Raw genomic sequence first — 23,049 nt, 5'->3', positions numbered from 1 at the left:
ACGTGTCACATTGCGACGGTGATGGGGCGGCGGTGATTGGGCACGGTGAGATGGGATGGCCGGGCGGTCAGGACGCGCCCGCCTGCGGCGGTGCGCCCAGGACGGCGGGAGCGCTCTTCCAGCGGAACAGCCGCTCGATGGCCATCACCATCATCGGCGTGAGCAGCGCCACGTACATGTTGTCGATGCCGTAGGGGTTGCCGAGGACGTACCACACGGTGGTGCTGACGGTGGCGCCCAGCAGGCCCAGCGTCGCCCCGAGGTTGCTGGCGAAGAACGGCAGGAAGAAGCCGATCACGGCGACAACGGTGATCGAGAGGCGCAGCGCCCGGGTGAAGAAGGACAGCTTGAGTATTTCCGGCACGAAGAAGACGAAGATCAGCGGCAGGAAGCCGATGACGAGCGACAGGATGCGGGTGGTGCGGAACTCCTGCTCGGGGCTCGGCTTCTTCCACGGCACGTAGAAGTCGCGCACGACCAGTGAGGCGATGGCGAGCGCCACCGTGCTGACGCTGACGAAGACCGACGCGACCAGCGAGGTGGTGACGATGGCGGCCACCAGCGGGTGCATGGAGTCGAGGAAGATCGGCAGCGCGTAGAGGCTCTTCATCTCCGGGTAGAGATAGCGCGCGGTCACGCCGATGAACGCCAGCATGAAGCCCAGCGGCAGACAGAAGGCCGCGGCGTAGAAGGCCGAGCGCCGGGCATCCGACGCGCTGCGGTTGGACGAGATCGCCTGGATGATGAACTGCGTGGAGAAGATGGCGCCGACGGTGCCGATCACCCAGGCGAAGACGGTCGGCATGCCGATGGTGCCGTCCCAGGTGAAGTAGTGGGCGGGCAGCTTGGCCACCACGGGACCGACGCCACCGCTCAACGACAGCGCCACGCCGAGGATCAGGCCGATGCCCAGCACCTTCATGGCGCTGTGCAGGATGGTGACGTAGGCGACGCCCTTCAGCCCGCCGAACACGTAGTAGAACGTGCTGACCGCCGCGATGATCACCATGGCCCAGGTCAGGTTCAGGTTCATCACCGTGGACAGGGCGGCGGCGCCGCTGACGTAGTTGCCGACGTTCACCAGCAGCAGCGCGTACATCATGATGATCGACACCGTCCGCATGGTCGAGGTGCCGTAGGACTTCTGAATCACCGCGGAGATCGTGTATTCGCCGGAGCCGTAGATCCTCTTGGCGAAGAACAGGCCGAACAGCAGGAAGCCGATCGAGGCGCCCAGCACCGACCAGGACGCCGCCATGCCGGACTGGAACGCCTCCTGCGCGGTGCCGACCGTCGATTTGGCGCCGATGAATTCGGACATCAGCAGCACGCCGACGACCGCCGCCGGCATGGAGCGCGCCGCGTTCATGAATTCTCCGGTGGTCCGGCTGCGTAGGCGCACCGTCAGCCACGAGGTGAAGAGGATGTAAAGGGCGACGATCCCGAGGATGATCGCGCTTTCCGCACTGGTGAAGTGGTTCATGGACGGCTCCCTAAATGGCGGATGGCTCCGCCTTGGTATCGTTCGTTGTCATGCCGTGCCGGTGGTCACACGGCCTCGGCGTAGCGTGTCGCGATCTCCTTGATCTGTTGGTTCACCGCGTCGGCGATCAGCACCGGGGCGCGGCTCCAGCCGACTTCGGGCATGGCGTGGCACAGCGCGCGCTTGACCATCGCCGGCGGGAAGCCCAACGCGTAAAGCTCCTTACGTAGGGCGCTGAAGCGCGCCTGATGGGCTTCCGCGTCCGCATCGCCGTTCACGAAGGCGGTGTGGATGCCGTTGAGGGTGATCGGGCAGAGGTTGCCCAGGCCGGAGATGCAGCCGGTGGCACCGTTGCGCAGGCCGTGCAGCACCAGCGAGTCCGGGCCGACCAGCACGTCGAAGTCGTCACGCTCGCGGGCGACCGCGAGGAAGGCGTCCAGGCTCTCCTGCGAGCCGGCGCTGTCCTTGATGCCGATGATGTTGGGGTGGTCGGCCAGAATGCGGGCGGTCTGCGGCTCCAGCGTGTTCCCGGTGCGCGCCGGGATGTTGTAGAGGTAGAGGGGCACCGTGAGCGCGTCGGCGACGCGCCGGTAATGGTCGGCCAGCTCCGCCTGCGAGCAGGCGATGAAGGAGGGCGTGATGGCCGACACCGCCTTGACGCCCAGCCCCTGGACGGCCTTGCCCAGCGCGATGGTCTGGTGGGTGGAGATCTCGCCGATGTGGGCCAGCACCGGCACGCGGCCATCGGCGGCCTCCACGCTGGTTTCGGCGACCTGCAGCTTTTCCTCGAAGGACAGCGCGTAGAACTCACCGTTGGTGCCGGCGCAGAACACGCCGTTGCCGGCGGACGCCTGGCGTTTCACCTGCTTTCGCAGCGCTGCGACATCGATGCGTTCGTCGCCGTCGAAGGGCGTGACGATGGCGACGAAGGGACCCGTGATCTTGGTCATGGCCTGTGCCTTTGCACAAAGGTGAAACATCAGAGGGCGGCGCGGTACATGCCCAGAATGTCCTCGCGGCTTACGTCGCGCGGGTTGTTGTCGAGCAGCCGGCGGATCGCGTGGGCTTCCTCGGCCATGCGAGGCAGGTCGGCCTCCGGCACGCCGAAATCCGACAGCCGCATCGTGCAGCCAAGGCTCAGACACCAGCGGTAAGCGGCCTCGAACACCGCCGCCGGCTCGGTCGCGGCCGGCAGCCCCAGCGCGGCCAGGATGGCGGCGGTGCGCTCCGGCACGACGGGGGCGTTGAAGGCGAGCACATGCGGGAAGATCAACGCGTTGGCGGCGCCGTGCGCGACGTGGTGGCGGGTGCCCAGCGGGTAGGCCACCGCATGGCCCGCCGCCGTGTTGACCGGGCCAAGACAGATGCCGCCGTAGAGCGACGCCAGCGACAGGCCGGCGCGCGCCGCGCGGTCGCTGCCATCGGCGATGGCGCGGGGCAGCCATCGGCCGACCAGACGGATGCCCTCCAGCGCGTACAGGTCGATGGCCGGGTGGGCCTTGCGGTTGGTGTAGGCTTCCACGCAGTGGGCCAGCGCGTCCACGCCGGTGGCGGCGGTGACCGCCGGCGGCACGCTCAGCGTCAGGTCGGGATCGACGACGGCCAGATCGGCCAGCATGTGGACGCTCTGCACCGCCAGCTTGTTCTGCGTCGCCGGATCGGTGACCAGCGCGCGGGTGCCGGCCTCGCTGCCGGTGCCGGAGGTCGTCGGCACCTGGACCAGCGCGGCGCGCTTGCCGGCCACCTTCTCAGGACCGACGACGTCGTGGATGGCCTGGCCGCTGCCGGGCAGGACGGCCGCCAGCTTGGCAAGGTCCATGGCGCTGCCGCCGCCGAAGCCGACCACCACCTGGGCCTCGGCCCGCGCGGCGGCGGCCAGCAGCATCTCCAGGTTGGGCAGGTCCGGTTCCGGCTTGATGTCCGCGAACACGCTCACCGAGCCTTCCAGCGCCAGCCGGTCCACGCGCACCGCGTTGAAGGCGTCGGCGACCACCAGCGTGCGGGTGAAGCCGTTCTCACGCACCCAGCGGCCTACGTCCGCGGCGGTGCCGGATCCGAACGCGATGCGCGGCGGGCGGAGCAATTCGATGGGGCGGGTCAGGTCGTTCATGGTTGTATCCTGGGTCATGTCCAGTCCTCAGGCCGCGACACGGGCGGCGGCGAGCGTTTCGGCGTACTCGATTGCCTCGATCAGGCTCAGCTCGTTGGCGATGCCTTTGCCGGCGATGTCGAAGGCGGTGCCGTGGTCCACCGAGGTGCGGATGATCGGCAGGCCGAGGGTGATGTTGACGCCGCTCAGCGCGTCCCAGGTGCCGGTTTCCGGGTTGACGTTGAAACCCAGCAGCTTCACCGGGATATGGCCCTGGTCGTGGTACATGGCGACCACCGCGTCGAACTGGCCGGCGCGCAGCTTGACGAAGACGGTGTCGCCGGGAACCGGGCCGACCACGTCCAGGCCGTCGGCGACGCAGCGCGCGACCACCGGTTCGGTCACCTCGATGTCCTGGCGGCCGAACAGGCCGCCCTCGCCGGCGTGCGGGTTGAGTGCCGCGACCGCGATACGGCGGCGCGGCAGGCGCAGGCCGGTCAGCGTCTCGTGGGTCAGGTCGATGACATAGCGCAACCGCTCCGGCGTCAGCCGCTTCGGCACCTCCTCCAGCGCGATGTGGGTGGTGACGTGGCTGACCCGCATGTTGCCGTGCGCCAGCATCATCACCGAGCCGCGCGCCCCGGTCAGCTCGGCCAGCAGGTCGGTGTGGCCGGCAAAGTGATAGCCGGCTTTGTTCAGCGCTTCCTTGTTCAGCGGCGCGGTGACGATGCCCTGGATGCGCCCGGCCTGGGCCAGCCGCACCGCGCGCTCCACCGCCATATAGGCGAAGCGCCCGCCGTCCACAGACAGCACACCCGGCCGGATGGGCTCGCCCTCCGGCCCGGCCTGCAGGCAGGCCAGCGCCGGCCACACGCTGTCGGCGTCGCTCACCTCCGGGATGGCGAGGTTGCTGCCCAGCGCGGCGCGCGCCGCGTGGAGCGACGGGTTGCTGCCGATGATCAGCAGGCGCAGCCCGCCGGATGCGATCCGGTCCTTCAGACGCGCGCAGGCCTTCACGATGATCTCCGGCCCGACGCCGGCCGGATCACCCATGGTGATGGCCAGATGCGGTGTCATGCTTGCTCTCCCTGTTGGTAGGATTGGTCGAGGCCGAGCAGCCGACGCAGCAGCGTGCGCTCGCCGAACGCGCCCGATTTCGAGACGACGCGCACACCGTCGAAGCGACCGCCGCGCAGGACCGAACGGGGAACCCCCGGCAGGATGTGCCCGTCGAGATCGAGCCGCTCCGCCTCCAGCGCCATGCAGAGTCCGCGCAGCGTCTCACCGCCGGCAACCAGCAGCGTGCCGGGTGCGTCAAGCCGGCGGACGAGCGACCCGAACGCGCGCTCGATCCGGTTGGCGGCTTCGGCACAGGACAGCCCGTCCGGCAGCGCCAGCCCGGCCAGGACGACGCCCTGTTCGCCCAGGCGCTGGGACAGGGCCAGCGCGCTCGCGTCGCCGCCATCCGGCAGAGGCAGGGTGAGCCCACCGCAGGCGGCGATTTGCGCCACCGTCACTGGATGGTTGGTGCCAAACAGCCCCAGGACCGGGCGCGGCAGCGCCGCGTTGCCGCACGGATCGGACGGTTGGCCGGCGGTCTGCGCCAGTGCGCCCGCCAACCCGCCGCTGCCGCACCACAGGACGGGGCCATCGAGGCCGAGGCCCGCTGCGGCGATGGCGGCGAGGTCGGCGTCCGTCTCCGCGTCCCACAGGCTGATGCCGGCGGGCACCGGGTCGCCGGGGCGGCAGCAGCGGACCGCCAGCCCCTCGCGCATCAGATCGGTACGCAGGTCGTTCGCCGTCGGCCGCCAGCCGTCTGCCGTGCGAACGTGCTGCACGCCGCCGCGCGTGACGCGGCCTTGGTAGGGAAAGGCGGGCGCCACAATGCAATGGACAGGGGCCACCGCGCCGATCCAGGCGGCGATCTCCGCCCCGGCGTGGCCGCGCAACAGGCTGTCCAACTTGGCGTATAGGATGGTGCCAGGGCTCCGCGGCAATCCGGCGACCAGGGCCGCAACCGTCTCCCGCGCCTCCTCCCGCCCGGCCTCGCGCGTGCCGCTGTCGAGGGCGATGCTGGAGATCGCGGTCGAGCGCGGCACGCCGCGCCAATGAATGGGGATGGGGCCGGTGGCGGAGGTGAGCTGGGCGGCGGTGTCGAGCGCCCCGGTCAGGTCGTCGGCGATCAGGTGCACGCGCATCGCAGCCCGCGCAGCCGCGCCGAAATCCGGTCCCACATGCCGAGCCTTGCTGTCCATGAGGCGTGCCATCCCACTGCGCCCATCGGGCGACGACGACCGCCTGCGCGGTCGCCGGATCCGTGCCCGGGCACCTTTGCCGCCCGAACATGAGCCACTCCATCACAGCGCTGCGAAGATGTCAACATGTTGTAATGTTGCCTACCAACAATGCGCATTGCACAGCGGCAATGCGGCTTTACATGTTTACAACTTGTCCGGATAACGCTACAGATTGGCTCGACGCCGGACCACGTGGCGACGTGCGGGAAACAACGTGAGACGATGCTATGGCCGAACGCAGCGACCTCGCAGACAACGCCTCCGGCCTCTTGGAGGCGGATGGCCGGAACGCGAACGATGATGTCGGAGAGGGCAGCCGCCCGCGCGCGACACCGCTGGTGCAGCGGGTCTATCAAGGCCTTCTGGCACAGATCAGCGCGGGCACTTACCAGCCCGATCAGCGGCTGCCGGGAGAGCATGAACTGGCGGAGCAGTTCCTCGTCTCACGCCCCGTCGTGCGCGACGCCCTGAGCCGTCTGCGCGACGAGGGGCTGATCCATTCGCGACGGGGAGCCGGCAGCTTCGTCAAGATGCGGCCGGCGGAGACCCGCGCCCTGGTCGGCTTCGCCCCGGTGGAGACGATCGCCGACATCCAGCGCTGTTACGAGTTTCGCCTGAGCATCGAGCCCGATTATGCCTATTACGCGGCCCTGCGCTGGAACCAGCCGGCGCTCGACGCCATCGCCTCGGCGCTGGACCTGATGCAGGCGGCGACGCAGGCGCACCGTCACCGGGAGGATGCCGATTTCGCCTTCCACTGCGCCATCGCCGAGGCGGCGAACAACCACTATTACTTGTCGTCCTACAAGGCTCTGAAGGACCACATCGCCATCGGCATGAAGTTCCACGGCGCCTCCCTGATGGGACCGCGGGAAGGACTGACCGGCGTCCTCGACGAGCATCGGGGCATTTTCGAGGCGATCCGCAGCCGCGATGCCGACCGCGCCAGGACGGCAATGCGCCACCATCTGGAAGGCTCCCGCGACCGCGTGTTCGAAGGCAGGATGCTGGATCTGGCTTTATAACGACCTGTCGCTTTCTGGATACGGGTTTTATCCGCTTCACCTCCTCACCCATCCCCATCAGCTGGTCATAGAAATTTTCTCTTCCTGGATGCGATCGGTTTCCAGCGGATCCCTAAGAACCCATTCCAGCACGCCTCATCCGGCCGTGCGGTCGAGGCAAGATTTAGCCGTGGAAGCGAGAGCCGCGACCGCCACCGTAAGAGGGGCGAACGAGACCCAAAGCACCGTATCCCAGCCGTAGGTCGTCAGCAGACCGCCGGACGCGAAGGAGCCCAAAGCCATTGTCCCGAACACGAGGAAATCGTTGAGCGACTGTACGCCCGTCCGTTCCTCGGGACGGTGGCACTCAAGCACGAGGGCCGAAGCACCCAAGAAGCCGAAGTTCCAGCCGACGCCCAGCAGGATCAGGCTCAGCCAGAAATGCGGCACATCCACCCCCGCCAGCCCGACCGCGGCGGCGGCGGCGATTAACGCGAGACCAGCGGCCACCAGGCGGAGGGCGCCAAAGCGTGCGATCAGCCGCCCGGTGAAGAAGCTCGGCGCGTACATCGCGATCACGTGCCACTGCAGGCCGAGGTTGGACGCCTCCTGCGGCAGACCGCACAGCCGCATCGCCAACGGGGCAGCCGTCATGATGAAGTTCATGAGCAGGTACGACACGATCCCGCAGATCACGGCGGTGAGGAAGCGGGGCTGGCGCGCGATGGCGACGATCGGGCGGCCGCCGGCGATATCCGCCGCGGTCGGCATCGGAAGTCGGACGCCGAGCAGAACGAGAGCGGACACAGCGGCCACAGCCGCTTGTGCGAGGTAGGTGGCCGCGAACAGATAGGGGGGCCACAGGTCCATCGTGTGGGTAACGAGTTGCGGACCGATGACCCCGGCGAACACCCCGCCGGCCATCACGGCGGACATGGCGCGGGAACGTCGCTCCGCGGGCACGCAGTCGGCGGCAGCGAAGCGGAAGGAGAGGACCACGGCGGCATAGGCGCCTCCGACGATCATCCCCGCGCAGAACAGCCAGAATGAGCCCAGCACGACCGCCAAGGCGGACAACAGGCCAACGAGGACGCCGCATCCGGTTCCCGTCAGGAACGCGGCGCGGCGCCCGTGGCGGCGGGCGATGAGGCCGGCCGGCAAGGTGCTCAGCGCCATCCCCACCACGAAGATGGAGATCGGCAGCGTTGCCAGTGCCGGGCTGGGCGCGAGCGTGTTGCCCACGATGGCGCCCGTCGCGTACACGACCACGGCGTTCGCGCCGGCAAGCGCCTGCGCGATAGCCAGTCGCAGGACATTGCCCAACTCATGCCCATATGGGCTCGCGTGCGCGAGCCCGGTCTCGGCGCTGGCTTCGGCTTGAGACATGGGATTCCTCGGGCTGAGTGTTGATCGGCGACGCCGACAGGACGATTGATCCAGGAGTAATGGGCGCTCACTATGAGCGGAAGTGGTTTGTTTTCATGGATGAATGAGCAGGAGTCATGGATGCTTGATTGCCAGCTTCTTGCGATTCTACGGGAGGTGGACAGCCTTGGCAGCGTCACTGCCGCCGCCAACCGGCTTAACGTCAGCCAGTCGGCCTTGAGCCACACGATCCGCAAGTTTGAGGAGCGCACCGGCGTCGATATCTGGATGAAGAAGGGGCGCAGCCTTCGCTTCACCCAGGCGGGGGAACATCTTCTAGCACTGGCACAGCGCGTGCTCCCGCAGATCGAGCACGCTGAACGGGTTTTGGCCGATTTCGCCTCCGGCCAGCGCGGCGCGTTTCGGGTGGGGATGGAGTGCCATCCATGCCAGAAATGGCTGATGCGGATGACGGCCGCCTATCTCGCGCAGTGGCCGGATGTGGATTTCGACGTCCGCACGGCTTTCCGCTTCGACGGCGTCGCCGCGTTGCTGGACAACGAGATCGACCTCCTGATCACCCCTGACCCGGTTGATCTGCCAGAGGTTCTCTTCACGCAGGTCTTCGATTACGAACTCGTTCTGGTGGTGCAAGATGAGCATCCGCTGGCCGCGCGTGGCGTGGCACTCCCGCATGACCTCCTCTGCGAGGACCTGATCGCCTTACCGGTCAGCCTTGAGCGGCTCGACGTTTACACCCGCTTCCTCGTACCGGCGCATTGTCGGCCGCGCCGCCACCGGACGGCAGAGACAACCGACCTGATGCTGCAACTCGTCGCCGCCGGACGCGGGGTCACTGTCCTGCCGGATTGGCTCGTGCATGAGGAAGGTTCAGACCTGCCCATCCGCACCGTCCGTCTCGGACCTCACGGGATCAGAAAAAGCATCAATCTTGGCATCCGCCGTAGTGAAGAAGGGGTGGAATACATCGCTGGCTTCTTAGCCTTAGCGCGGAAACTGGAGGGTAGGAAAGAGAGCTCCGGCTAACAGCTGTGCCGAAGCATAGCTTAAGCTCTGCTTTCGGGCTTTGTCTGCCTATAGCGCAAAGCGGACCATCAGAGGCTTCGGAGCCGCTCCCATTTCGCAACACTGACCTCACGGGACAGATTGGCACCGCGCGCAGCGCTATGCTGCGTTCGTTTCTTTATTGCGCTTTCCTCGAAGTGTCGAAGATGGGCTTGGCCTTCGTGGCGCACCAGGAGTTTCGGCCGCTTGCGTCACCTGTGGTAAAACTCTTCCCACTCGAGCTCGGTCCACCACTCGGCCTCGAGTCCGTCGCAGGTCTCACCGTAGGCTTGGCACATGAAACAGCCGTCACCGCGCGTGAGCGCAACGTCCTCGACCGGCGGATAACGGACCAGCAGGGCCGCGCCGCCCTCACGCGCGACCGCCTCTGCCTCGCTCATCGGCCGATCCGGCAACTCGCGAATGCCGCACCGGCGAAGCCGCTCGGCACCCTCCGGGTACAGGACGGAGTTCTCCGCGTCGATATGACGCCAGAGCGCGTGCGAGTAGCGAGTTGCCAGAGCCCGAAGCCGAACACGATCGTCCTCGGACTGCGGCCTCTGTTCGAGAAACGGCTTCATCTCGCACAGCCACTCCTCCATCTGGGCGTGCTCGTGCGCGACGGCGCGCACTGGTCCGCGGTCGCCCGGTAGTTCCGCATCCGTCACGAGCGCATGGATGAACACTCGCTCCTCGCGATCGTGATGGAAATGGCCGGCGAACTCGGTGAAGAACGCGGCGAAGCGTCTGCCATCATCCGGATCCGCAGTCCCATCGACGAGTCCGCCGACGTACGTGCGAAGGGATCCGAGCACCTGATCGATCAGCACGTGTTCGTCTTGGAGTGTGTCAATCAGCTTCATCGTCGATTCATCCTGGCTCGGATTTCCCATATGGACGGCCCGATCCACCCTTGACGACGCCAGAGTAGCCGGATGCCAGCCCAACCGGAAGGCAGATTGGCGTGCCAATAGCGTCCGTCGTAGCGCGGCCAAGCCAAGCTGCAGGAGGGGGAGGAGTGAGCCTCTAAGGAGCAGCCTTACCCATGCGACGGGGCTCTTGCTCCTCCTGCACACCGGCTGCATCCATGTTCGGAGCATCCTGTGAAAAAGCGTCCAACTTTGCCCCGGCAGAATTGCGCGTTATCAGCGGCTTGAACGGGCTGATCGGCGTTGAACCCTGACGCCAATACACGCCCTGACCGGCTTGCCGGGTTCAGCGGACAGGGTCTGCGCGCATTTGCCGGAAGGCGTAGGGAAACAGAACCGCGTGCCGACGCCGCCTCCCACCGGTTGGCAGCCCAGAGAGCTTGTGCAAACAGCAGGACAGGCGCCATGACCACCGACCGGTCTTTTCGTCTCCTTGGACTTTCCGGCAGCATCCGCCGCAATTCCTACTGCACGGCCGTGCTCCTGACGCTCAAGGGAAGCCTGGCCGGCAAAGCGGAGCTGGACAATTTCCCGCTCAACGACATTCCGCCCTACGACCCGGACCTCGACAGCGAGAACACCCCGCCCTCAGCGGTGGCCATGCGCGGTGCGATCGAGGCGAGCGACGGGCTGCTCCTCATCTCGCCGGAGTACAACTACGGCATGTCGGGGGTGCTGAAGAACGCGCTCGACTGGGCCTCCCGCCCGGCCATGCGGTCGCCGGTTAAGGGCAAACCGGTCCTCATCATGACCGCGTCGCCGGCCTTCACTGGCGGCGTGCGCGCTCAGCACGAGATGCGGGAGACGCTGTCCGGCATGCTGGGGCGGGTCATCGCCCGCCCACAGGTGGTGATCGCCGCCGTCCACGAGAAAATCCGGGACGGCCACCTCGTAGACGAGGCGGCGCTCACCTTCGCGCTGGCGGCCGTGGACGACCTGCTCGCCGAGATCCGGCTGCTGCGTGGGGCGCGCGCCGCCGGGGAGTAGCCTCTCGGCAGCGCATAGCCTTCCGTCCACTCCTGGCCACCGCTCCGATGGTGTATGGCGTCGGAACAGGGCACCGGACAGGGCCGCAGATGTTTGCAGGCGCAAGTCCGCCAACATCCGCGCACGGAGATCATGACCGCCCCGGACGTACCGCTCTGGATCCTCCAGCTTGCGGCCCCCCTGCTTGCGCTGGCCCTGGTGCTGGGCGTGCACGGCGCGCTATATCGGCTGATGACGCGGGTGTTCCGGCCGGAGCACGGCGCGCCGGTGCTCGGCCGCGTCATCCGGGCCGGGCAGAAGCCGATCCGCTTCACGCTGGCGATGGCGACGCTCCTCGCCATTATCCCCGAGTACGAATTCGCCGAACGCATCGCAGAGGAGTTGAGCCGCGGTCTGGGCCTGGGGTTCATCGCCGGTATGGGGTGGACGGTGGCCGCCAAGCTGCAGGCGGTGTTCGATGCCTATCTCGAACGGTCCGGCCCAGACGAGTCGAGCATCGACCGGCGGCGGCGGCGCACCAAACTCACCGTGTTCCGCCGCCTGACAACAGTGGGTGTGCTGGCGCTCACCGCCGGCTTTCTGCTGATGACCATCCCGGTGGTGCGGACGGTGGGGCTCAGCCTCTTCGCCTCGGCCGGCGTGGCGGGAATCGTGCTCGGACTCGCGGCGCGCCCGACGATCGCCAACCTGATCGCCGGGCTGCAGATCGCGGTGGCCCAGCCGATCCGGATCGGCGACCAGGTGATCGTCGAGGGGGAGTTCGGCACCATCGAGGAGATCACCGCCACCTTCATCGTCGTCCGCATCTGGGACGAGCGGCGCATGGTGGTGCCCCTCAGCACCTTCCTGGAAAAGCCGTTCCAGAACTGGACACGCGAGTCCACGCGCATGCTCGGCACTGTGATGCTGTACGTCGACTACGGCGTACCGGTGGCCGAACTGCGCGCGGCCTTGCAGGACATCCTCAAGCGGACACCGCTGTGGGACGGCTGCGTCTCGAATCTTCAGGTCACCGACCTGCGGGAGCGGTGCGTCGAGCTGCGCGCCCTGGTCAGCGCCCAGGATGCCGGAGCCGCATTCGACCTGCGCTGCCTCATCCGGGAAGAGATGCTGCGCATCATCGCCGAGCGTTATCCCGATGCGCTTCCCCGCCTGCGCGTGGAACTCCCCCTGACCACCGCATCCGCGTCGACGGTCGCGCCGGGGCTGGTCCCGAATTGAGCTGCCCCCTCCGAGCCGGCCGCTCCGGCTGGACGGATGGCCGACGAACCACCACCCTGCTCCCTCGACACCCAATCCCGCAGAAAGGAGTCCGACCCATGGAACAGCGCCCGCTTGGCCGATCCGGCCTGACGGTGGCCCCCCTCTGCTTTGGAGGCAACGTGTTCGGCTGGACGGCCGACGAACCGACGTCCCACCGGCTGCTCGACGCCTTCGTGGACGCCGGGTTCAACTTCATCGACACGGCCGACGTCTATTCCGCCTGGGCGCCGGGCAACCACGGCGGCGAGTCCGAGACGATCATCGGCAACTGGCTGAAAAGCCGCGGCAACCGCGACCGGTTGGTCATCGCCACCAAGGTCGGTTCGGAAATGGGACCGGGCATGAAGGGCCTGTCGCCCGCGTACATCCGCACCGCCGCCGACGCGTCGCTGCGCCGCCTCCGGACCGACCGCATCGACCTGTACCAGTCGCATTGGGACGACCCCGACACCCCGTTCGAAGAGACGCTGGGCGCCTACCGGGACCTGATCGACCAGGGCAAAGTCAGGGCCGTCGGCGCCTCCAACCTTGGCGCGCCGCGGCTGCGCGAGGCGCTCGAGGTCAGCGCGCGCACCGGCCTGCCACGCTACGAGACGCTGCAGCCCGAATACAATCTCTACGGCCGCAGCGGCTACGAGGCGGAGCTGGAGGGGGTGTGCCGGGACAACGGCCTGGGCGTCATCACCTACTATTCCCTGGCCAGCGGCTTCTTGACGGGCAAGTACCGCTCCGCCGCCGACGCCGGGAAGAGTGCACGCGGTCAGGGCGTCGTCGTCAAGTACCTGAACGAGCGCGGCCGGCGGATCCTGGCGGCGCTCGACGCGGTGGCGGCGCAGCACCGGGCGACCCCGGCCCAGGTGGCGCTCGCCTGGCTGATCGCCCGGCTTGGCCTGACTGCGCCCATCGCCAGCGCGACCACGCCGGAACAGCTTCAGGACCTCATCGCCGCCGCGCATCTCCGGCTCGATTCAGCGTCCATCGACCACCTGAACGCGGCGAGCACCTGAAGGGGAGAAGGTCATCGGCTGATGGTCGAGCCGGAAGACAAGGCCAAGGCGCTGAAGCCGATTGACGCTGTGAGCTTTCGCACGCCCGCCGGTTAGAAGGTACCGAGCGAGGGGGGCTTCGATGCGGAGGCAGGACGGGCACACCGAGAAGGCCAAGATGCTGGCGGGCGAGCTTTACGACCCACTGGATCCTGAGCTTGTCGCGGCCCGAAAACGTGCACGAGATCTCTGCCAAGCGCTGAACGCCACGCGCGAGGCTGAGCAGAGAGAACGGCGGCGCATTCTACACGAACTGTTTGGTGCGGGCGGCGACACGGTGTGGATGCAGCCACCCTTCTTCTGCGACTACGGCTCAAACATCGAGCTTGGGGAGCGGGTGTTCTTCAACGTCAACTGCGTCGTGCTGGACGTGTGCCCGGTGCACATAGGGAGCTTCACGCTCTTCGGCCCGGCAGTGCAGATATACACGCCTTTGCATCCGCTCAACGCCGAGCTGCGTCGGCGCCAGGAGTTCGGGAAGCCGGTGGAGATCGGCTCCGACGTATGGGTCGGTGGAGGGGCGCTCATCATGCCGGGTGTGCGGATCGGATCGCGGGTGGTTATCGGTGCCGGCAGCGTCGTGACGCGAGATATTCCGCAGGGCATGTTCGCCGCCGGCAATCCCTGTCGCGTGATCCGCGAGATCAGGGAGTAAGTGGGTCACTGGACCAACATGCCCGCTCGGCCAGCGCCTTTTTCAGGCTGTCCAGCGGGCCGCTGTTGGCGACAAGCTGCCGTCAGCTGGTTATCAACTCCCGAAACATGGCGATGAAATCGCCCACCAGCCGTCGCGGCGGCCGGTTGCGCGCCCACGCGGCACGCACGTCGAAAGCCAGAGGCGGCGCGAAGGGCCAACAGGACACCGTCGCGGCGCCGGCGCGCGCGGTGAAGGAGTCGACAATGGCCGTCCCGGCTCCCGCCGCCGCCAGCGACAGCGCGACGTGATAGGTCTGCACATCCAGGTCGGGCAGCAGCTCGATGCCTTGCTCCAGGGCGGCGGTGCGAAGCAGCAGGCCCAGGGGGTCCTCCCGGCTCAGCGCGATCAGGGTCCGTCCGCCGAGATCACGGAGCGTCATCCGCCCCCCCGCCGGGGACGGCGTGCCGGCCGGCGTGGCGCACAGCAGCTCGCCACGCCCCAACCACTCCTGTTGCACGCCGGGATGGCTCGGCAGCTCGAAGCCGAACACGACGTCGATGTCGCGGGCGAGCAGCGCCATCACCATGTCGCGGGCGTGCAGCGTCTCCACGCCCAACGACACGCCCGGCGCGCGCGTCCGGAAGCAGGCCACGGCGCGCGGCAGCACGTCGAGCGCCAGCGCCGGGGTGCAGGCCACCCGCAGATGGCCGGACCGCCCGTCGCGCAGGCTGCGCGTCAGGGACCGCAACTCCTCCAGGGACTCGAAGACCTTCTCGACGTCGAGGAACAGGCGCTCGGCCTCGGGCGTCGGGTAGAGCCGGCCCTTCACCCGCCGGAACAACGACAGGCCGGACTCGGCCTCCGCCGCCCGGACCAGCTTGGTCACCGCCGGCTGCGACACGTTGAGGAGCTTGGCGGCGGCGCTGACGCTGCCCGTCCGCATGACGGCGTGGAACACTTCGATGTGGCGCAGGCGCACGGCGTCCCCCTTACACGTGCGCGGCGACCGCCGCCGCGAAGCGCTCGATGAACGCCTCGGCGACCGCCGATACCGGGCGGTATTCCGGCACCACGGCGACCACCGGATAGGTGACCGGCGGATCGAAGCGCCGCCACACCAGCCCGGCGCGCTCCGCCGCCGTGGCGGTGAACAGGTCGGTCACCGCCACGCCGGCCCCGGTCTCCACCAGCGCGCGGGCCAGCTCGAAGGTGTCCACGGTCATGCGTGTGGCGAGCGCCACGCCCGCCGTCTCGCAGGCGCGCGCCAGAACGAGGCCGAGCGGCCCTTCCCACCGCACGCCGATCAGCGGCCATTCCTCCAGATCCGCGAGATGCAGCCGCCCGTGCGCCGCCAACGGGCAGCCGGGCGGCATCAGCGCCACCAGTTCCGCCTCGCCCAGCACCCGGCTGAGGATGCCCGGCGTGGGAGGCGGCAGCGTCTGTGCGAAGCCGAAATCGGTGCGGAAGGACGACAGCGAGGGCAGCAGCCCGGCCATGGTCCACACCTCCACCTCCACCGTCAGATCCGGCAACTCGCGCGCGAAGGCGCCCAGCACGCGGGGCAGGATGTTCAGTCCCAGTGCCGGCGTGGCGGCGATGCGCAGGTGCCCCGCCATGCCGTTGCGCAGCTGGCCGGCGGTGTTGCGCACCGTAGCGACGCGGGCAAGCAGCGTCTCCACCTCGCCGTGGAGCGTGCGCGCCTCCTCGGTCGGGACGAGCCGGCCGCGCACGCGCTCGAACAGGCGCAGGCGCAGCTGGTCCTCGGTGTGGCGCAGCATCTTGCCCACCGCCGGCACGGAAACGCCCAGCAGCCGCGCCGCGTCCCTCAGCGTGCCGGTGCGCATCACCGCCTGGAAGATCTCGATCTGCCGCAGATGCATGGTTCAGCCGACACCCTGAGTTCCGATACCAAAAGTTATGGACGGCAGCGAAAGAGGAATTCGACATCATATAAGACCACAATCATCCTGGGTCCACCATGGAGAACGGGATGCACGACCTCCTCATCCGCAACGCGACGCTCATCGACGGCACCGGGGCGCCGGGCCGGGCTGGCGATCTCGCCGTCCGCGACGGCGCGATCGCCGCCATGGGCGCGCTGGACCCGCGGGACGCCGTGCGCGTCATCGACGCCGGGAGGTTGGCGCTTTCCCCCGGCTTCATCGACAGCCACGGGCACGACGACCGGGCGCTGCTGGCCGACGGCATGGAGGCGCGGCTGTCCCAGGGGGTGACCACGGTGGTGGTCGGCAACTGCGGCGTCAGCCTCGCCCCCATCATGGCGGAGGGCGCGGCGCCCGAGCCGCTCATCCTCGTCGCCCGCGACGGCGCCGACCTGTTCGCCAGCTTCGCCGCGTATTTCGCGGCGCTGGAGAGCCGCGGGCTGGCGCTCAACGCGCTGAGCCTCGTGGGGCACACGACCTTGCGCTGCGCCGTCATGGAGCGGCTGGACCGCCCGGCCACCGCGGCCGAGACGGCCCGCATGGCGGAATTGCTGGACCACGCGCTGGCCGATGGCGCGGTGGGCCTGTCCACCGGGCTCGCCTACGACGCCGCCCGCGCCGCCCCGGTCGAGGAGGTGACGGCGCTCGCCGCCGTGGTGCACCGGCACGGCGGCCATTACGCCACCCACCTGCGCGACGAGGGCGATCATGTGCTGCCGGCGGTGGCCGAGGCGCTCGCCATCGGGCAGGCGGCGGGGGTGCCGGTGCTGCTGTCGCACCATAAGGTGATGGGGGCGGCCAACCATGGCCGGACCGCCGAGACGCTGGCGATCATCGAGCAGGCCGCCAGACGCCAGCCGGTGGGGCTGGACGCCTATCCCTACGCCGCCTCCTCCACCACGCTGGACGCGCGGCGCGCGGAGCGCGGCGGTGCGGTGCAGATCACGTGGTCCGACCCTCACCCCGAGGCCGCCGGCCGCGACCTGGACGCCATCGCCGCGGACTGGGGCTGCGACCGCGCCACCGCGGTGGAGCGGCTGCTCCCGGCCGGCGCCGTCTATTTCGCCATGGACGAGGAGGACGTACGCCGGGTGCTGGCCTATCCCCGCACCATGATCGCGTCGGACGGCATCGCCGGGGACACCCGGCCGCACCCGCGCCTGTGGGGCACCTTCCCGCGCGTGCTGGGGCACTATGTGCGCGAGGTCGGGCTGATGGCGCTGGAGGAAGCGGTGTTCCGCATGACCGGGCTGCCGGCCCGTCACTGGGGGCTTGCCGGCCGCGGCCGGCTGGCCGTGGGGGAGCGGGCCGACCTCGTCCTCTTCGATCCGGCCAGCATCGCCGACCGCGCCACCTTCGACGACCCGGTGCAGCCGGCGGAGGGCATCGCCGCGGTCTGGGTCGAGGGGGAGTGCGTGTGGCGGGACGGGCGGCCGACCGGCGCGCGGCCCGGCCGGGTGATCCGCCTGCGCGACCTGAAGCCCGCCAACCTGCCACGGGAGGAGGACGCCGCGCGATGCTCGTGTTCCTGATCCGCCGCCTGTCGCAGTCGGTGCTGGTGCTGCTGGTCATGTCGGTGCTGGTGTTCGTCGGCGTCTACGCCGTCGGCAACCCGCTGGACATCCTGGTGAGCCCGGAGGCCGACGCCGCCGAAATGGCGCGCGTGGCATCTCAGCTCGGCCTCGACCGCCCGTTGTGGGAGCAGTATCTGGCCTTCGTCCGCGGCGCCATGGCGGGTGACCTCGGCCGCTCCTTCGTGTTCAACGAGCCGGCCGTCGGCCTGATCCTCAAGCGCATGCCGGCGACGCTGGAACTGGCGACGGCGGCCATGCTGTGCGCCGTCCTGGCGGGCATCCCGCTGGGCATGCTGGCCGGCATGAAGCCGGACAGCGTGGTGGGGCGGTCGATCATGGCGGGCTCCATCCTGGGCTTCTCGCTGCCGACCTTCTGGGTCGGGCTGATGCTGATCATGGTGTTCGCGGTGCGGCTCGGCTGGCTGCCGTCCGGCGGGCGCGGGGCGACGGTGGATCTGTTCGGCGTGCCGGTGTCGTTCCTGACGCTGGACGGCTTGGCCCATCTGGCGCTGCCGGCGCTCAACCTCGCGCTGTTCAAGGTGTCGCTGGTGATCCGCCTGACCCGCGCCGGCACGCGCGAGGTGATGCACCAGGATTTCGTGAAGTTCGCCCGCGCCAAGGGGCTGCGCATGCGCCGGGTGATCGGCGTGCATGTGCTGAAGAACATCCTGATCCCCATCGTCACCGTGGTCGGGCTGGAGCTGGGTGGGCTGATCGCCTTCGCCGTGGTGACCGAGACAATCTTCGCGTGGCCCGGCATGGGCAAGCTGATCATCGATTCCATCAACCTGCTCGACCGGCCGGTGATCGTCGCGTACCTGCTGGTGACCCTGTCGCTGTTCATCGTCATCAATCTGGCGGTGGACGTACTCTATTCCCTGCTCGACCCGCGCATCCGGCTGGGGGAGGCCAAGGCATGAGCCCGCTGCGCCAGTTCCTCCACGATTTCGCGGGAAGCCGGCTGGCGCTGATCGGCCTGCTGTTTCTGCTGGCGGTTCTGGCGGCGGCGCTGCTGGCGCCCTGGCTGGCGCCGCAGAACCCCTACGACCTCGGTGCGCTGGACATCGCCGACGGTCGCCTGCCGCCGGGCGAGGCGGCGTCGGCCGGCTTCACCTTCTGGCTGGGCTCCGACGACCAGGGGCGCGACATGCTGAGCGCCATCCTCTACGGCCTGCGCACCAGCCTGGGCGTCGGCGTGGCGAGCACGCTGTTCGCTTTGGCGTTGGGCACGCTGCTGGGTCTGCTGGCCGCCTATGCGGGCGGCTGGGTGGACGGGCTGGTGATGCGGGTGGTGGACATCCAGCTCTCCTTCCCCGCCATCCTCGTGGCGCTGATCCTGCTGGCGGTGCTGGGCAAGGGGGTGGACAAGATCGTCCTGGCGCTGGCCGCCGTGCAGTGGGCCTTCTACGCCCGCACCGTGCGCTCCGCCGCCATGGTCGAGCGGCGCAAGGAGTACATCGAGGCGGCGCGCTGCCTGTCGCTGGGCCACCGCACCATCATGCTGGGGCATCTGCTGCCCAACTGCGTGGCGCCGCTGATCGTGGTGGCGACGGTGCAGGTGGCGCACGCCATCGCGCTGGAAGCGACGCTGAGCTTCCTCGGCCTCGGCCTGCCGATCACCGAACCGTCGCTGGGGCTGCTGATCGCCAACGGCTTCCAGTACCTGCTGTCGGGCAAGAGCTGGATCAGCGTGTACCCCGGCGTGGCGCTGGTCGTCACCATCGTCGCCATCAACCTCGTCGCCGACCAGTTGCGCGACGTGCTGAACCCGAGGCTTCAGAAATGACCGCGCGTCCCCTGCTGAAGGTCGAGGACCTGCGCACGCACTTCACCACCAGGGCTGGCGTGGTCAGGGCGGTGGACGGCGTCGGCTTCACGCTGGAGGCCGGGCGGATCCTCGGGCTGGTCGGCGAGTCCGGCTCGGGCAAGTCGATCACCGGCTTCTCCATCCTGGGCCTCGTGGACCCGCCGGGGCGCATCGTCGGCGGCCGGGTGCTCTTCAAGGGCGAGGATCTCGTGGGCCTGCCGGAACGCGCGTTGCGCCGCCTGCGCGGCAACCACATCGCCATGGTCTTCCAGGACCCGATGATGACGCTGAACCCGGTGCTGCGCATCGACACCCAGATGATCGAGGCGGTGCAGGCGCACGATCCCGTGGACCGCGCCACCGCCCGCGCCCGGTCGCGCGACGCCCTGGGCGCGGTCGGCATCCCCGCGCCGGAGGAGCGGCTGCGCTGCTACCCCCACCAGATGTCCGGCGGCATGCGCCAGCGCGTGGCGATCGCCATAGCGCTCCTCAACCGCCCGGACCTGATCATCGCCGACGAGCCGACCACCGCGCTGGACGTCACCATCCAGGGCCAGATCCTGCACGAGATGCAGAAGCTCTGCCGCGAGGCCGGCACCGGGCTGGTGTGGATCACGCATGATCTGTCCGTGGTGGCAGGGCTGGCCGACGACGTGTGCGTCATGTACGCCGGCCGCATCGTCGAGGCCGGGCCGGTCGCCGCGGTGCTGGGCGCACCCGCCCACCCCTACACGCGGGGCCTGATGGGCTCCGTCCCCTCGGCGCACAGGCGAGGCGAGCGGCTGACGCCCATTCCGGGGATGACGCCGTCGCTGCTCGATCTGCCGCCGGGCTGCGCCTTCCGCACGCGCTGCATCAGCGCCGGCGAGCGCTGCGTCGAACCGCCGGAGCCGCGCGAGGTCACTCCCGGCCATTGGGCGCGCTGCCTGCCCGAAGCCATGGCCGTGGCCGGAGCCGCAACATGACCACGCCCATCCTGGAACTGCGCGGCGTCTCCAAGCGCTTCTCCCGCCACCTCGACTTTGCCGGGCGGATCGCCAAGGCGCTGGGTGCGAACCTGCGCGAGGAGGTCGTGCACGCCCTTGACCGCGTGGACCTGGAGGTGGCGGAGGGCGAGGTGGTCGGACTGGTCGGCGAGTCCGGCTGCGGCAAGTCCACGCTGGGCCGCGTGGCGGCCGGCATCCACGGCGCCACCGAGGGGCGGCGGCTGTGGCGCGGCGAGGACATCGACGCGCTGCCGCCGGCGTCCCGCGCGGCGCGCGACCTGAAGATCCAGATGGTCTTCCAGGACCCGATGGCCTCGCTCAACCCGCGCAAGCGCGTGCGCGACATCATCGGCGAGGCGCCGGTGAAGCACGGCATCGTCGCCCGCGCCGGGATGGACGAGTATGTGGCCGGGCTGATGCGACGCGTCGGGCTGGACCCCGCCTATCGGCGACGGTACCCGCACCAGTTCTCGGGTGGGCAGCGCCAGCGCATCGGCATCGCCCGCGCGCTTGCCGTCAAGCCCGACTTCCTGGTGTGCGACGAGGCGGTGGCGGCCTTGGACGTGTCGATCCAGGCGCAGGTGCTGAACCTGTTCGCCGATCTGCGGGACGAACTGAGCCTCACCTACCTGTTCATCAGCCACGATCTGGGGGTGGTGAAGCATCTGACCGACCGCGTGGTCATCATGTATCTGGGCCGCGTCGTCGAATCCGCCCCCACCGGGGAACTGTTCGGCCACCCGAACCACCCCTACACCCGGGCCTTGCTGGCCGAGGTGCCGAGCCTGGAGCCGCGGCGGCGCGCCTTCGTGCCCGTCGCGGGGGAGATCCCCTCGCCGCTGGACCCGCCGCCGGGCTGCCATTTCCACCCGCGCTGCCCGCAGGCCGGCGAGCGCTGCCGCCAATTCGTCCCGCCGCTGCGCGAGGTGGCGCCCGGCCACCTGTCCGCCTGCCACCTGAACCACGACACGCCCGCCCTTCGAGAGGAGACGCCATGACCCGCCGCCGCACCGGACTCTTCGCCCTTGCCGTCTCCGCCCTGCTGGGGTGCGCCACGCCGGCCGCGGCGGCCAGCCTCACGCTGGGCCTGAAGCAGGAGCCGAGCGCGCTCGACCCGCATTTCCATCACAATTTCCCCAACAACTCCTCGCTCAGCCACGTCTTCGAGCATCTGGTGGAGCAGGACGCACGGCTCGGGCTGCAGCCGGGTCTGGCGGTGTCGTGGACGGCGCTCGACGCCACCACCTGGGAGTTCAAGCTGCGACCGGACGCGAAGTGGCACGACGGCACGCCCTTCACCGCCGACGACGTCGTCTTCACCTTCGAGCGCGTGCCGAACGTCCCCAACAGCCCCGGCCCCTTCACCGTCTACACCAAGCGCGTCATCAAGGTGGAGGCGGTGGACCCGCTGACCGTCCGCATGGTGACGGACGGGCCGAACCCGCTGCTGCCCTACGATCTGGCGCTGGTCTTCGTGGTCTCGCGCCAGGCCGGGACCGGGGCGGCAACGGCCGACTACAATTCCGGCAAGGCCATGGTGGGCACCGGCCCCTATCGCTTCGTCGAGTACAAGCCCGGCGAACGGCTAGTGCTGGCGCGCAATCCCGGCTGGCACGGCGCCCCGCCGGCCTGGGACGGCGTGACCGAGCGCTACATCCCCAAGGACAGCGCGCGCGCCGCCGCCCTGCTGGCCGGCGACGTGGACGTGGTGGACAACGTGCCCACCGCCGACCTCGCCACGCTGCGGGCCGACAGGAAAGTGACACTGACCAGCGGCCCCGGTGCCCGTGTCATGCACATCCAGTTGGACAGCGCCCGCGACGCCAGCCCCTTCGTCACCGCCAAGGACGGCTCGGCCCTGGCGAAGAACCCGCTGAAGGACGCGCGGGTGCGCCGGGCGCTGTCGCTGGCGATCAACCGCGCCGCCATCGTGGACCGGCTGATGGAGGGCGAGGCCATCGCCGCCGGCCAGCTCTTCGCCCTGCCCGAGGATGGCAAGGGGGTGCCGGCGGCGAAGCAGGACCTCGACGCCGCAAAGGCGTTGCTGGCCGAGGCGGGATGGAAGGACGGCTTCAAGCTGACGCTGCACGCCACCAACGACCGCTACCCCAACGACGCCAAGGTGGCCCAGGCGGTGGGACAGATGCTGACCCGCATCGGGCTGACGGTGGAGGTGGAGGCACTGCCCGGCAACATCTACTTCTCCCGCGGCGCCAAGCAGGAATTCAGCATGATGATGGGGCAGTTCGGCACCTACGAGGCATCGCAGGGCTTGCGCGCCACGGCGCACAGCTACGACGGGGCGCGCGGGTACGGCACCGCCAACCGCACGCGCTACGTCAACGCGGAGCTGGACCGGCTGATCGACAGCGCGCTCGTCGCCTTCGACCCGGCGTCGCGCGCCAAGCTGATCCAAGAGGCTGAAGAGCTGCTGGCGCGCGATGCCGGGGTCATTCCGCTGTACTTCCCAAAATTCACCCTGGCGGCGCGCAAGGGCATCGCGGCGGAGGTCTACGCCGACGGACGCGTGCTGGCGACGGCGATGAAGCCGGTGCCTTGAGCGCAGGCCACTCT

At 69.0% G+C, this 23,049-nt stretch carries 21 protein-coding genes; 12 read left to right on the top strand and 9 right to left on the bottom strand.

The window, feature by feature from the left end; all coding sequences use genetic code 11:
• Positions 1-67: 67 nt before the first annotated feature.
• From ACSVDD_RS27610 to ACSVDD_RS27590, 5 genes are all read right to left on the bottom strand, one after another.
• The gene (locus ACSVDD_RS27610) at positions 68-1,483 is read right to left on the bottom strand and encodes a sodium:solute symporter family protein (protein ID WP_448192640.1); all 1,416 of its coding nucleotides are present in this window, start codon (positions 1,481-1,483) and stop codon (positions 68-70) included.
• Positions 1,484-1,548: 65 nt separating this feature from the next.
• The gene (locus ACSVDD_RS27605; RefSeq protein WP_448192639.1) at positions 1,549-2,433 is read right to left on the bottom strand and encodes a dihydrodipicolinate synthase family protein; all 885 of its coding nucleotides are present in this window, start codon (positions 2,431-2,433) and stop codon (positions 1,549-1,551) included.
• Between the two features lie 29 nt (positions 2,434-2,462).
• Positions 2,463-3,593, bottom strand: coding sequence for an iron-containing alcohol dehydrogenase (locus ACSVDD_RS27600; protein ID WP_448192638.1), 1,131 nt, complete (start codon positions 3,591-3,593; stop codon positions 2,463-2,465).
• Between the two features lie 27 nt (positions 3,594-3,620).
• Complete coding sequence (gene pdxA, locus ACSVDD_RS27595; RefSeq protein WP_448192637.1) at positions 3,621-4,649, bottom strand: 4-hydroxythreonine-4-phosphate dehydrogenase PdxA; 1,029 nt, start codon at positions 4,647-4,649, stop codon at positions 3,621-3,623.
• A complete protein-coding gene (locus ACSVDD_RS27590; RefSeq protein ID WP_448192636.1) occupies positions 4,646-5,827 on the bottom strand; it encodes a four-carbon acid sugar kinase family protein in 1,182 nt (393 codons plus the stop codon). Before ACSVDD_RS27590 ends, pdxA begins: the two co-directional genes overlap by 4 nt.
• A 269-nt stretch (positions 5,828-6,096) precedes the next feature.
• Here ACSVDD_RS27590 and ACSVDD_RS27585 point away from each other — a divergent pair, with 269 nt between their 5' ends.
• A complete protein-coding gene (locus tag ACSVDD_RS27585) occupies positions 6,097-6,894 on the top strand; it encodes a FadR/GntR family transcriptional regulator (protein ID WP_448192635.1) in 798 nt (265 codons plus the stop codon).
• 135 nt (positions 6,895-7,029) lie between these two features.
• Here ACSVDD_RS27585 and ACSVDD_RS27580 read toward each other — a convergent pair whose 3' ends face one another.
• Positions 7,030-8,259: an MFS transporter gene (locus ACSVDD_RS27580; RefSeq protein WP_448192634.1), complete on the bottom strand. Its 1,230-nt coding sequence runs from the start codon at positions 8,257-8,259 to the stop codon at positions 7,030-7,032.
• A 120-nt stretch (positions 8,260-8,379) separates the two neighbouring features.
• Here ACSVDD_RS27580 and ACSVDD_RS27575 point away from each other — a divergent pair, with 120 nt between their 5' ends.
• Complete coding sequence (locus ACSVDD_RS27575; RefSeq protein ID WP_448192633.1) at positions 8,380-9,285, top strand: LysR substrate-binding domain-containing protein; 906 nt, start codon at positions 8,380-8,382, stop codon at positions 9,283-9,285.
• 230 nt (positions 9,286-9,515) lie between these two features.
• On the opposite strand, the gene ACSVDD_RS27570 is transcribed toward ACSVDD_RS27575, so the two are convergent.
• On the bottom strand, positions 9,516-10,166 hold the full coding sequence (locus ACSVDD_RS27570; RefSeq protein WP_448192632.1) for a hemerythrin domain-containing protein: 651 nt from the start codon (positions 10,164-10,166) through the stop codon (positions 9,516-9,518).
• Between the two features lie 471 nt (positions 10,167-10,637).
• Between ACSVDD_RS27570 and ACSVDD_RS27565 the strand changes: the two genes are divergently transcribed.
• The 4 genes from ACSVDD_RS27565 (at position 10,638) to ACSVDD_RS27550 (ending at position 14,183) form a co-directional block, all read left to right on the top strand.
• Positions 10,638-11,219, top strand: coding sequence for an NADPH-dependent FMN reductase (locus ACSVDD_RS27565; RefSeq protein WP_448192631.1), 582 nt, complete (start codon positions 10,638-10,640; stop codon positions 11,217-11,219).
• Between the two features lie 132 nt (positions 11,220-11,351).
• Entirely contained in the window at positions 11,352-12,440 is a 1,089-nt protein-coding gene (locus ACSVDD_RS27560; protein WP_448192630.1) for a mechanosensitive ion channel family protein, read from the top strand.
• A 98-nt stretch (positions 12,441-12,538) separates the two neighbouring features.
• Positions 12,539-13,489, top strand: a complete 951-nt coding sequence (locus tag ACSVDD_RS27555; protein WP_448192629.1) for an aldo/keto reductase — start codon at positions 12,539-12,541, stop codon at positions 13,487-13,489.
• 121 nt (positions 13,490-13,610) lie between these two features.
• Entirely contained in the window at positions 13,611-14,183 is a 573-nt protein-coding gene (locus tag ACSVDD_RS27550; RefSeq protein WP_448192628.1) for a sugar O-acetyltransferase, read from the top strand.
• Between the two features lie 82 nt (positions 14,184-14,265).
• Here ACSVDD_RS27550 and ACSVDD_RS27545 read toward each other — a convergent pair whose 3' ends face one another.
• On the bottom strand, positions 14,266-15,144 hold the full coding sequence (locus ACSVDD_RS27545) for a LysR family transcriptional regulator (protein WP_448192627.1): 879 nt from the start codon (positions 15,142-15,144) through the stop codon (positions 14,266-14,268).
• A gap of 10 nt (positions 15,145-15,154) precedes the next feature.
• On the bottom strand, positions 15,155-16,045 hold the full coding sequence (locus ACSVDD_RS27540) for a LysR family transcriptional regulator (protein ID WP_448192626.1): 891 nt from the start codon (positions 16,043-16,045) through the stop codon (positions 15,155-15,157).
• Positions 16,046-16,155: 110 nt separating this feature from the next.
• On the opposite strand from ACSVDD_RS27540, the gene ACSVDD_RS27535 reads away from it, so the two are divergent.
• From ACSVDD_RS27535 to ACSVDD_RS27510, 6 genes are read left to right on the top strand one after another with little or no spacing between them, the layout of a single operon-like run.
• Positions 16,156-17,640 carry an N-acyl-D-amino-acid deacylase family protein gene (locus ACSVDD_RS27535; protein WP_448192625.1) on the top strand — a complete coding sequence of 495 codons (1,485 nt, stop codon included), beginning with the start codon at positions 16,156-16,158 and terminating at the stop codon, positions 17,638-17,640.
• Positions 17,625-18,602, top strand: coding sequence for an ABC transporter permease (locus ACSVDD_RS27530; protein ID WP_448192624.1), 978 nt, complete (start codon positions 17,625-17,627; stop codon positions 18,600-18,602). The genes ACSVDD_RS27535 and ACSVDD_RS27530 overlap by 16 nt, the downstream gene beginning before the upstream one ends.
• Positions 18,599-19,468, top strand: a complete 870-nt coding sequence (locus ACSVDD_RS27525; protein WP_448192623.1) for an ABC transporter permease — start codon at positions 18,599-18,601, stop codon at positions 19,466-19,468. The genes ACSVDD_RS27530 and ACSVDD_RS27525 overlap by 4 nt, the downstream gene beginning before the upstream one ends.
• On the top strand, positions 19,465-20,454 hold the full coding sequence (locus ACSVDD_RS27520) for an ABC transporter ATP-binding protein (protein WP_448192622.1): 990 nt from the start codon (positions 19,465-19,467) through the stop codon (positions 20,452-20,454). Before ACSVDD_RS27525 ends, ACSVDD_RS27520 begins: the two co-directional genes overlap by 4 nt.
• Positions 20,451-21,473 carry an ABC transporter ATP-binding protein gene (locus tag ACSVDD_RS27515; RefSeq protein ID WP_448192621.1) on the top strand — a complete coding sequence of 341 codons (1,023 nt, stop codon included), beginning with the start codon at positions 20,451-20,453 and terminating at the stop codon, positions 21,471-21,473. The genes ACSVDD_RS27520 and ACSVDD_RS27515 overlap by 4 nt, the downstream gene beginning before the upstream one ends.
• Positions 21,470-23,035 carry an ABC transporter substrate-binding protein gene (locus ACSVDD_RS27510; protein WP_448192620.1) on the top strand — a complete coding sequence of 522 codons (1,566 nt, stop codon included), beginning with the start codon at positions 21,470-21,472 and terminating at the stop codon, positions 23,033-23,035. The genes ACSVDD_RS27515 and ACSVDD_RS27510 overlap by 4 nt, the downstream gene beginning before the upstream one ends.
• Positions 23,036-23,049: the final 14 nt, after the last annotated feature.

This window comes from Azospirillum terrae (genome assembly GCF_053470425.1).
Note: the sequence above shows the minus strand (reverse complement) of the source record. Positions and strands in the feature narration are given on the sequence as shown.

What these genes read in the sequence shown, in the direction of transcription:
- ACSVDD_RS27610 (WP_448192640.1), bottom strand. Translation starts at nt 1,483, where the DNA reads ATGAACCACTTCACCAGTGCGGAAAGCGCGATCATCCTCGGGATCGTC.
- ACSVDD_RS27605 (WP_448192639.1), bottom strand. Translation starts at nt 2,433, where the DNA reads ATGACCAAGATCACGGGTCCCTTCGTCGCCATCGTCACGCCCTTCGAC.
- ACSVDD_RS27600 (WP_448192638.1), bottom strand. Translation starts at nt 3,593, where the DNA reads ATGAACGACCTGACCCGCCCCATCGAATTGCTCCGCCCGCCGCGCATC.
- pdxA (WP_448192637.1), bottom strand. Translation starts at nt 4,649, where the DNA reads ATGACACCGCATCTGGCCATCACCATGGGTGATCCGGCCGGCGTCGGG.
- ACSVDD_RS27590 (WP_448192636.1), bottom strand. Translation starts at nt 5,827, where the DNA reads ATGGACAGCAAGGCTCGGCATGTGGGACCGGATTTCGGCGCGGCTGCG.
- ACSVDD_RS27585 (WP_448192635.1), top strand. Translation starts at nt 6,097, where the DNA reads ATGGCCGAACGCAGCGACCTCGCAGACAACGCCTCCGGCCTCTTGGAG.
- ACSVDD_RS27580 (WP_448192634.1), bottom strand. Translation starts at nt 8,259, where the DNA reads ATGTCTCAAGCCGAAGCCAGCGCCGAGACCGGGCTCGCGCACGCGAGC.
- ACSVDD_RS27575 (WP_448192633.1), top strand. Translation starts at nt 8,380, where the DNA reads ATGCTTGATTGCCAGCTTCTTGCGATTCTACGGGAGGTGGACAGCCTT.
- ACSVDD_RS27570 (WP_448192632.1), bottom strand. Translation starts at nt 10,166, where the DNA reads ATGAAGCTGATTGACACACTCCAAGACGAACACGTGCTGATCGATCAG.
- ACSVDD_RS27565 (WP_448192631.1), top strand. Translation starts at nt 10,638, where the DNA reads ATGACCACCGACCGGTCTTTTCGTCTCCTTGGACTTTCCGGCAGCATC.
- ACSVDD_RS27560 (WP_448192630.1), top strand. Translation starts at nt 11,352, where the DNA reads ATGACCGCCCCGGACGTACCGCTCTGGATCCTCCAGCTTGCGGCCCCC.
- ACSVDD_RS27555 (WP_448192629.1), top strand. Translation starts at nt 12,539, where the DNA reads ATGGAACAGCGCCCGCTTGGCCGATCCGGCCTGACGGTGGCCCCCCTC.
- ACSVDD_RS27550 (WP_448192628.1), top strand. Translation starts at nt 13,611, where the DNA reads ATGCGGAGGCAGGACGGGCACACCGAGAAGGCCAAGATGCTGGCGGGC.
- ACSVDD_RS27540 (WP_448192626.1), bottom strand. Translation starts at nt 16,045, where the DNA reads ATGCATCTGCGGCAGATCGAGATCTTCCAGGCGGTGATGCGCACCGGC.
- ACSVDD_RS27535 (WP_448192625.1), top strand. Translation starts at nt 16,156, where the DNA reads ATGCACGACCTCCTCATCCGCAACGCGACGCTCATCGACGGCACCGGG.
- ACSVDD_RS27530 (WP_448192624.1), top strand. Translation starts at nt 17,625, where the DNA reads ATGCTCGTGTTCCTGATCCGCCGCCTGTCGCAGTCGGTGCTGGTGCTG.
- ACSVDD_RS27525 (WP_448192623.1), top strand. Translation starts at nt 18,599, where the DNA reads ATGAGCCCGCTGCGCCAGTTCCTCCACGATTTCGCGGGAAGCCGGCTG.
- ACSVDD_RS27520 (WP_448192622.1), top strand. Translation starts at nt 19,465, where the DNA reads ATGACCGCGCGTCCCCTGCTGAAGGTCGAGGACCTGCGCACGCACTTC.
- ACSVDD_RS27515 (WP_448192621.1), top strand. Translation starts at nt 20,451, where the DNA reads ATGACCACGCCCATCCTGGAACTGCGCGGCGTCTCCAAGCGCTTCTCC.
- ACSVDD_RS27510 (WP_448192620.1), top strand. Translation starts at nt 21,470, where the DNA reads ATGACCCGCCGCCGCACCGGACTCTTCGCCCTTGCCGTCTCCGCCCTG.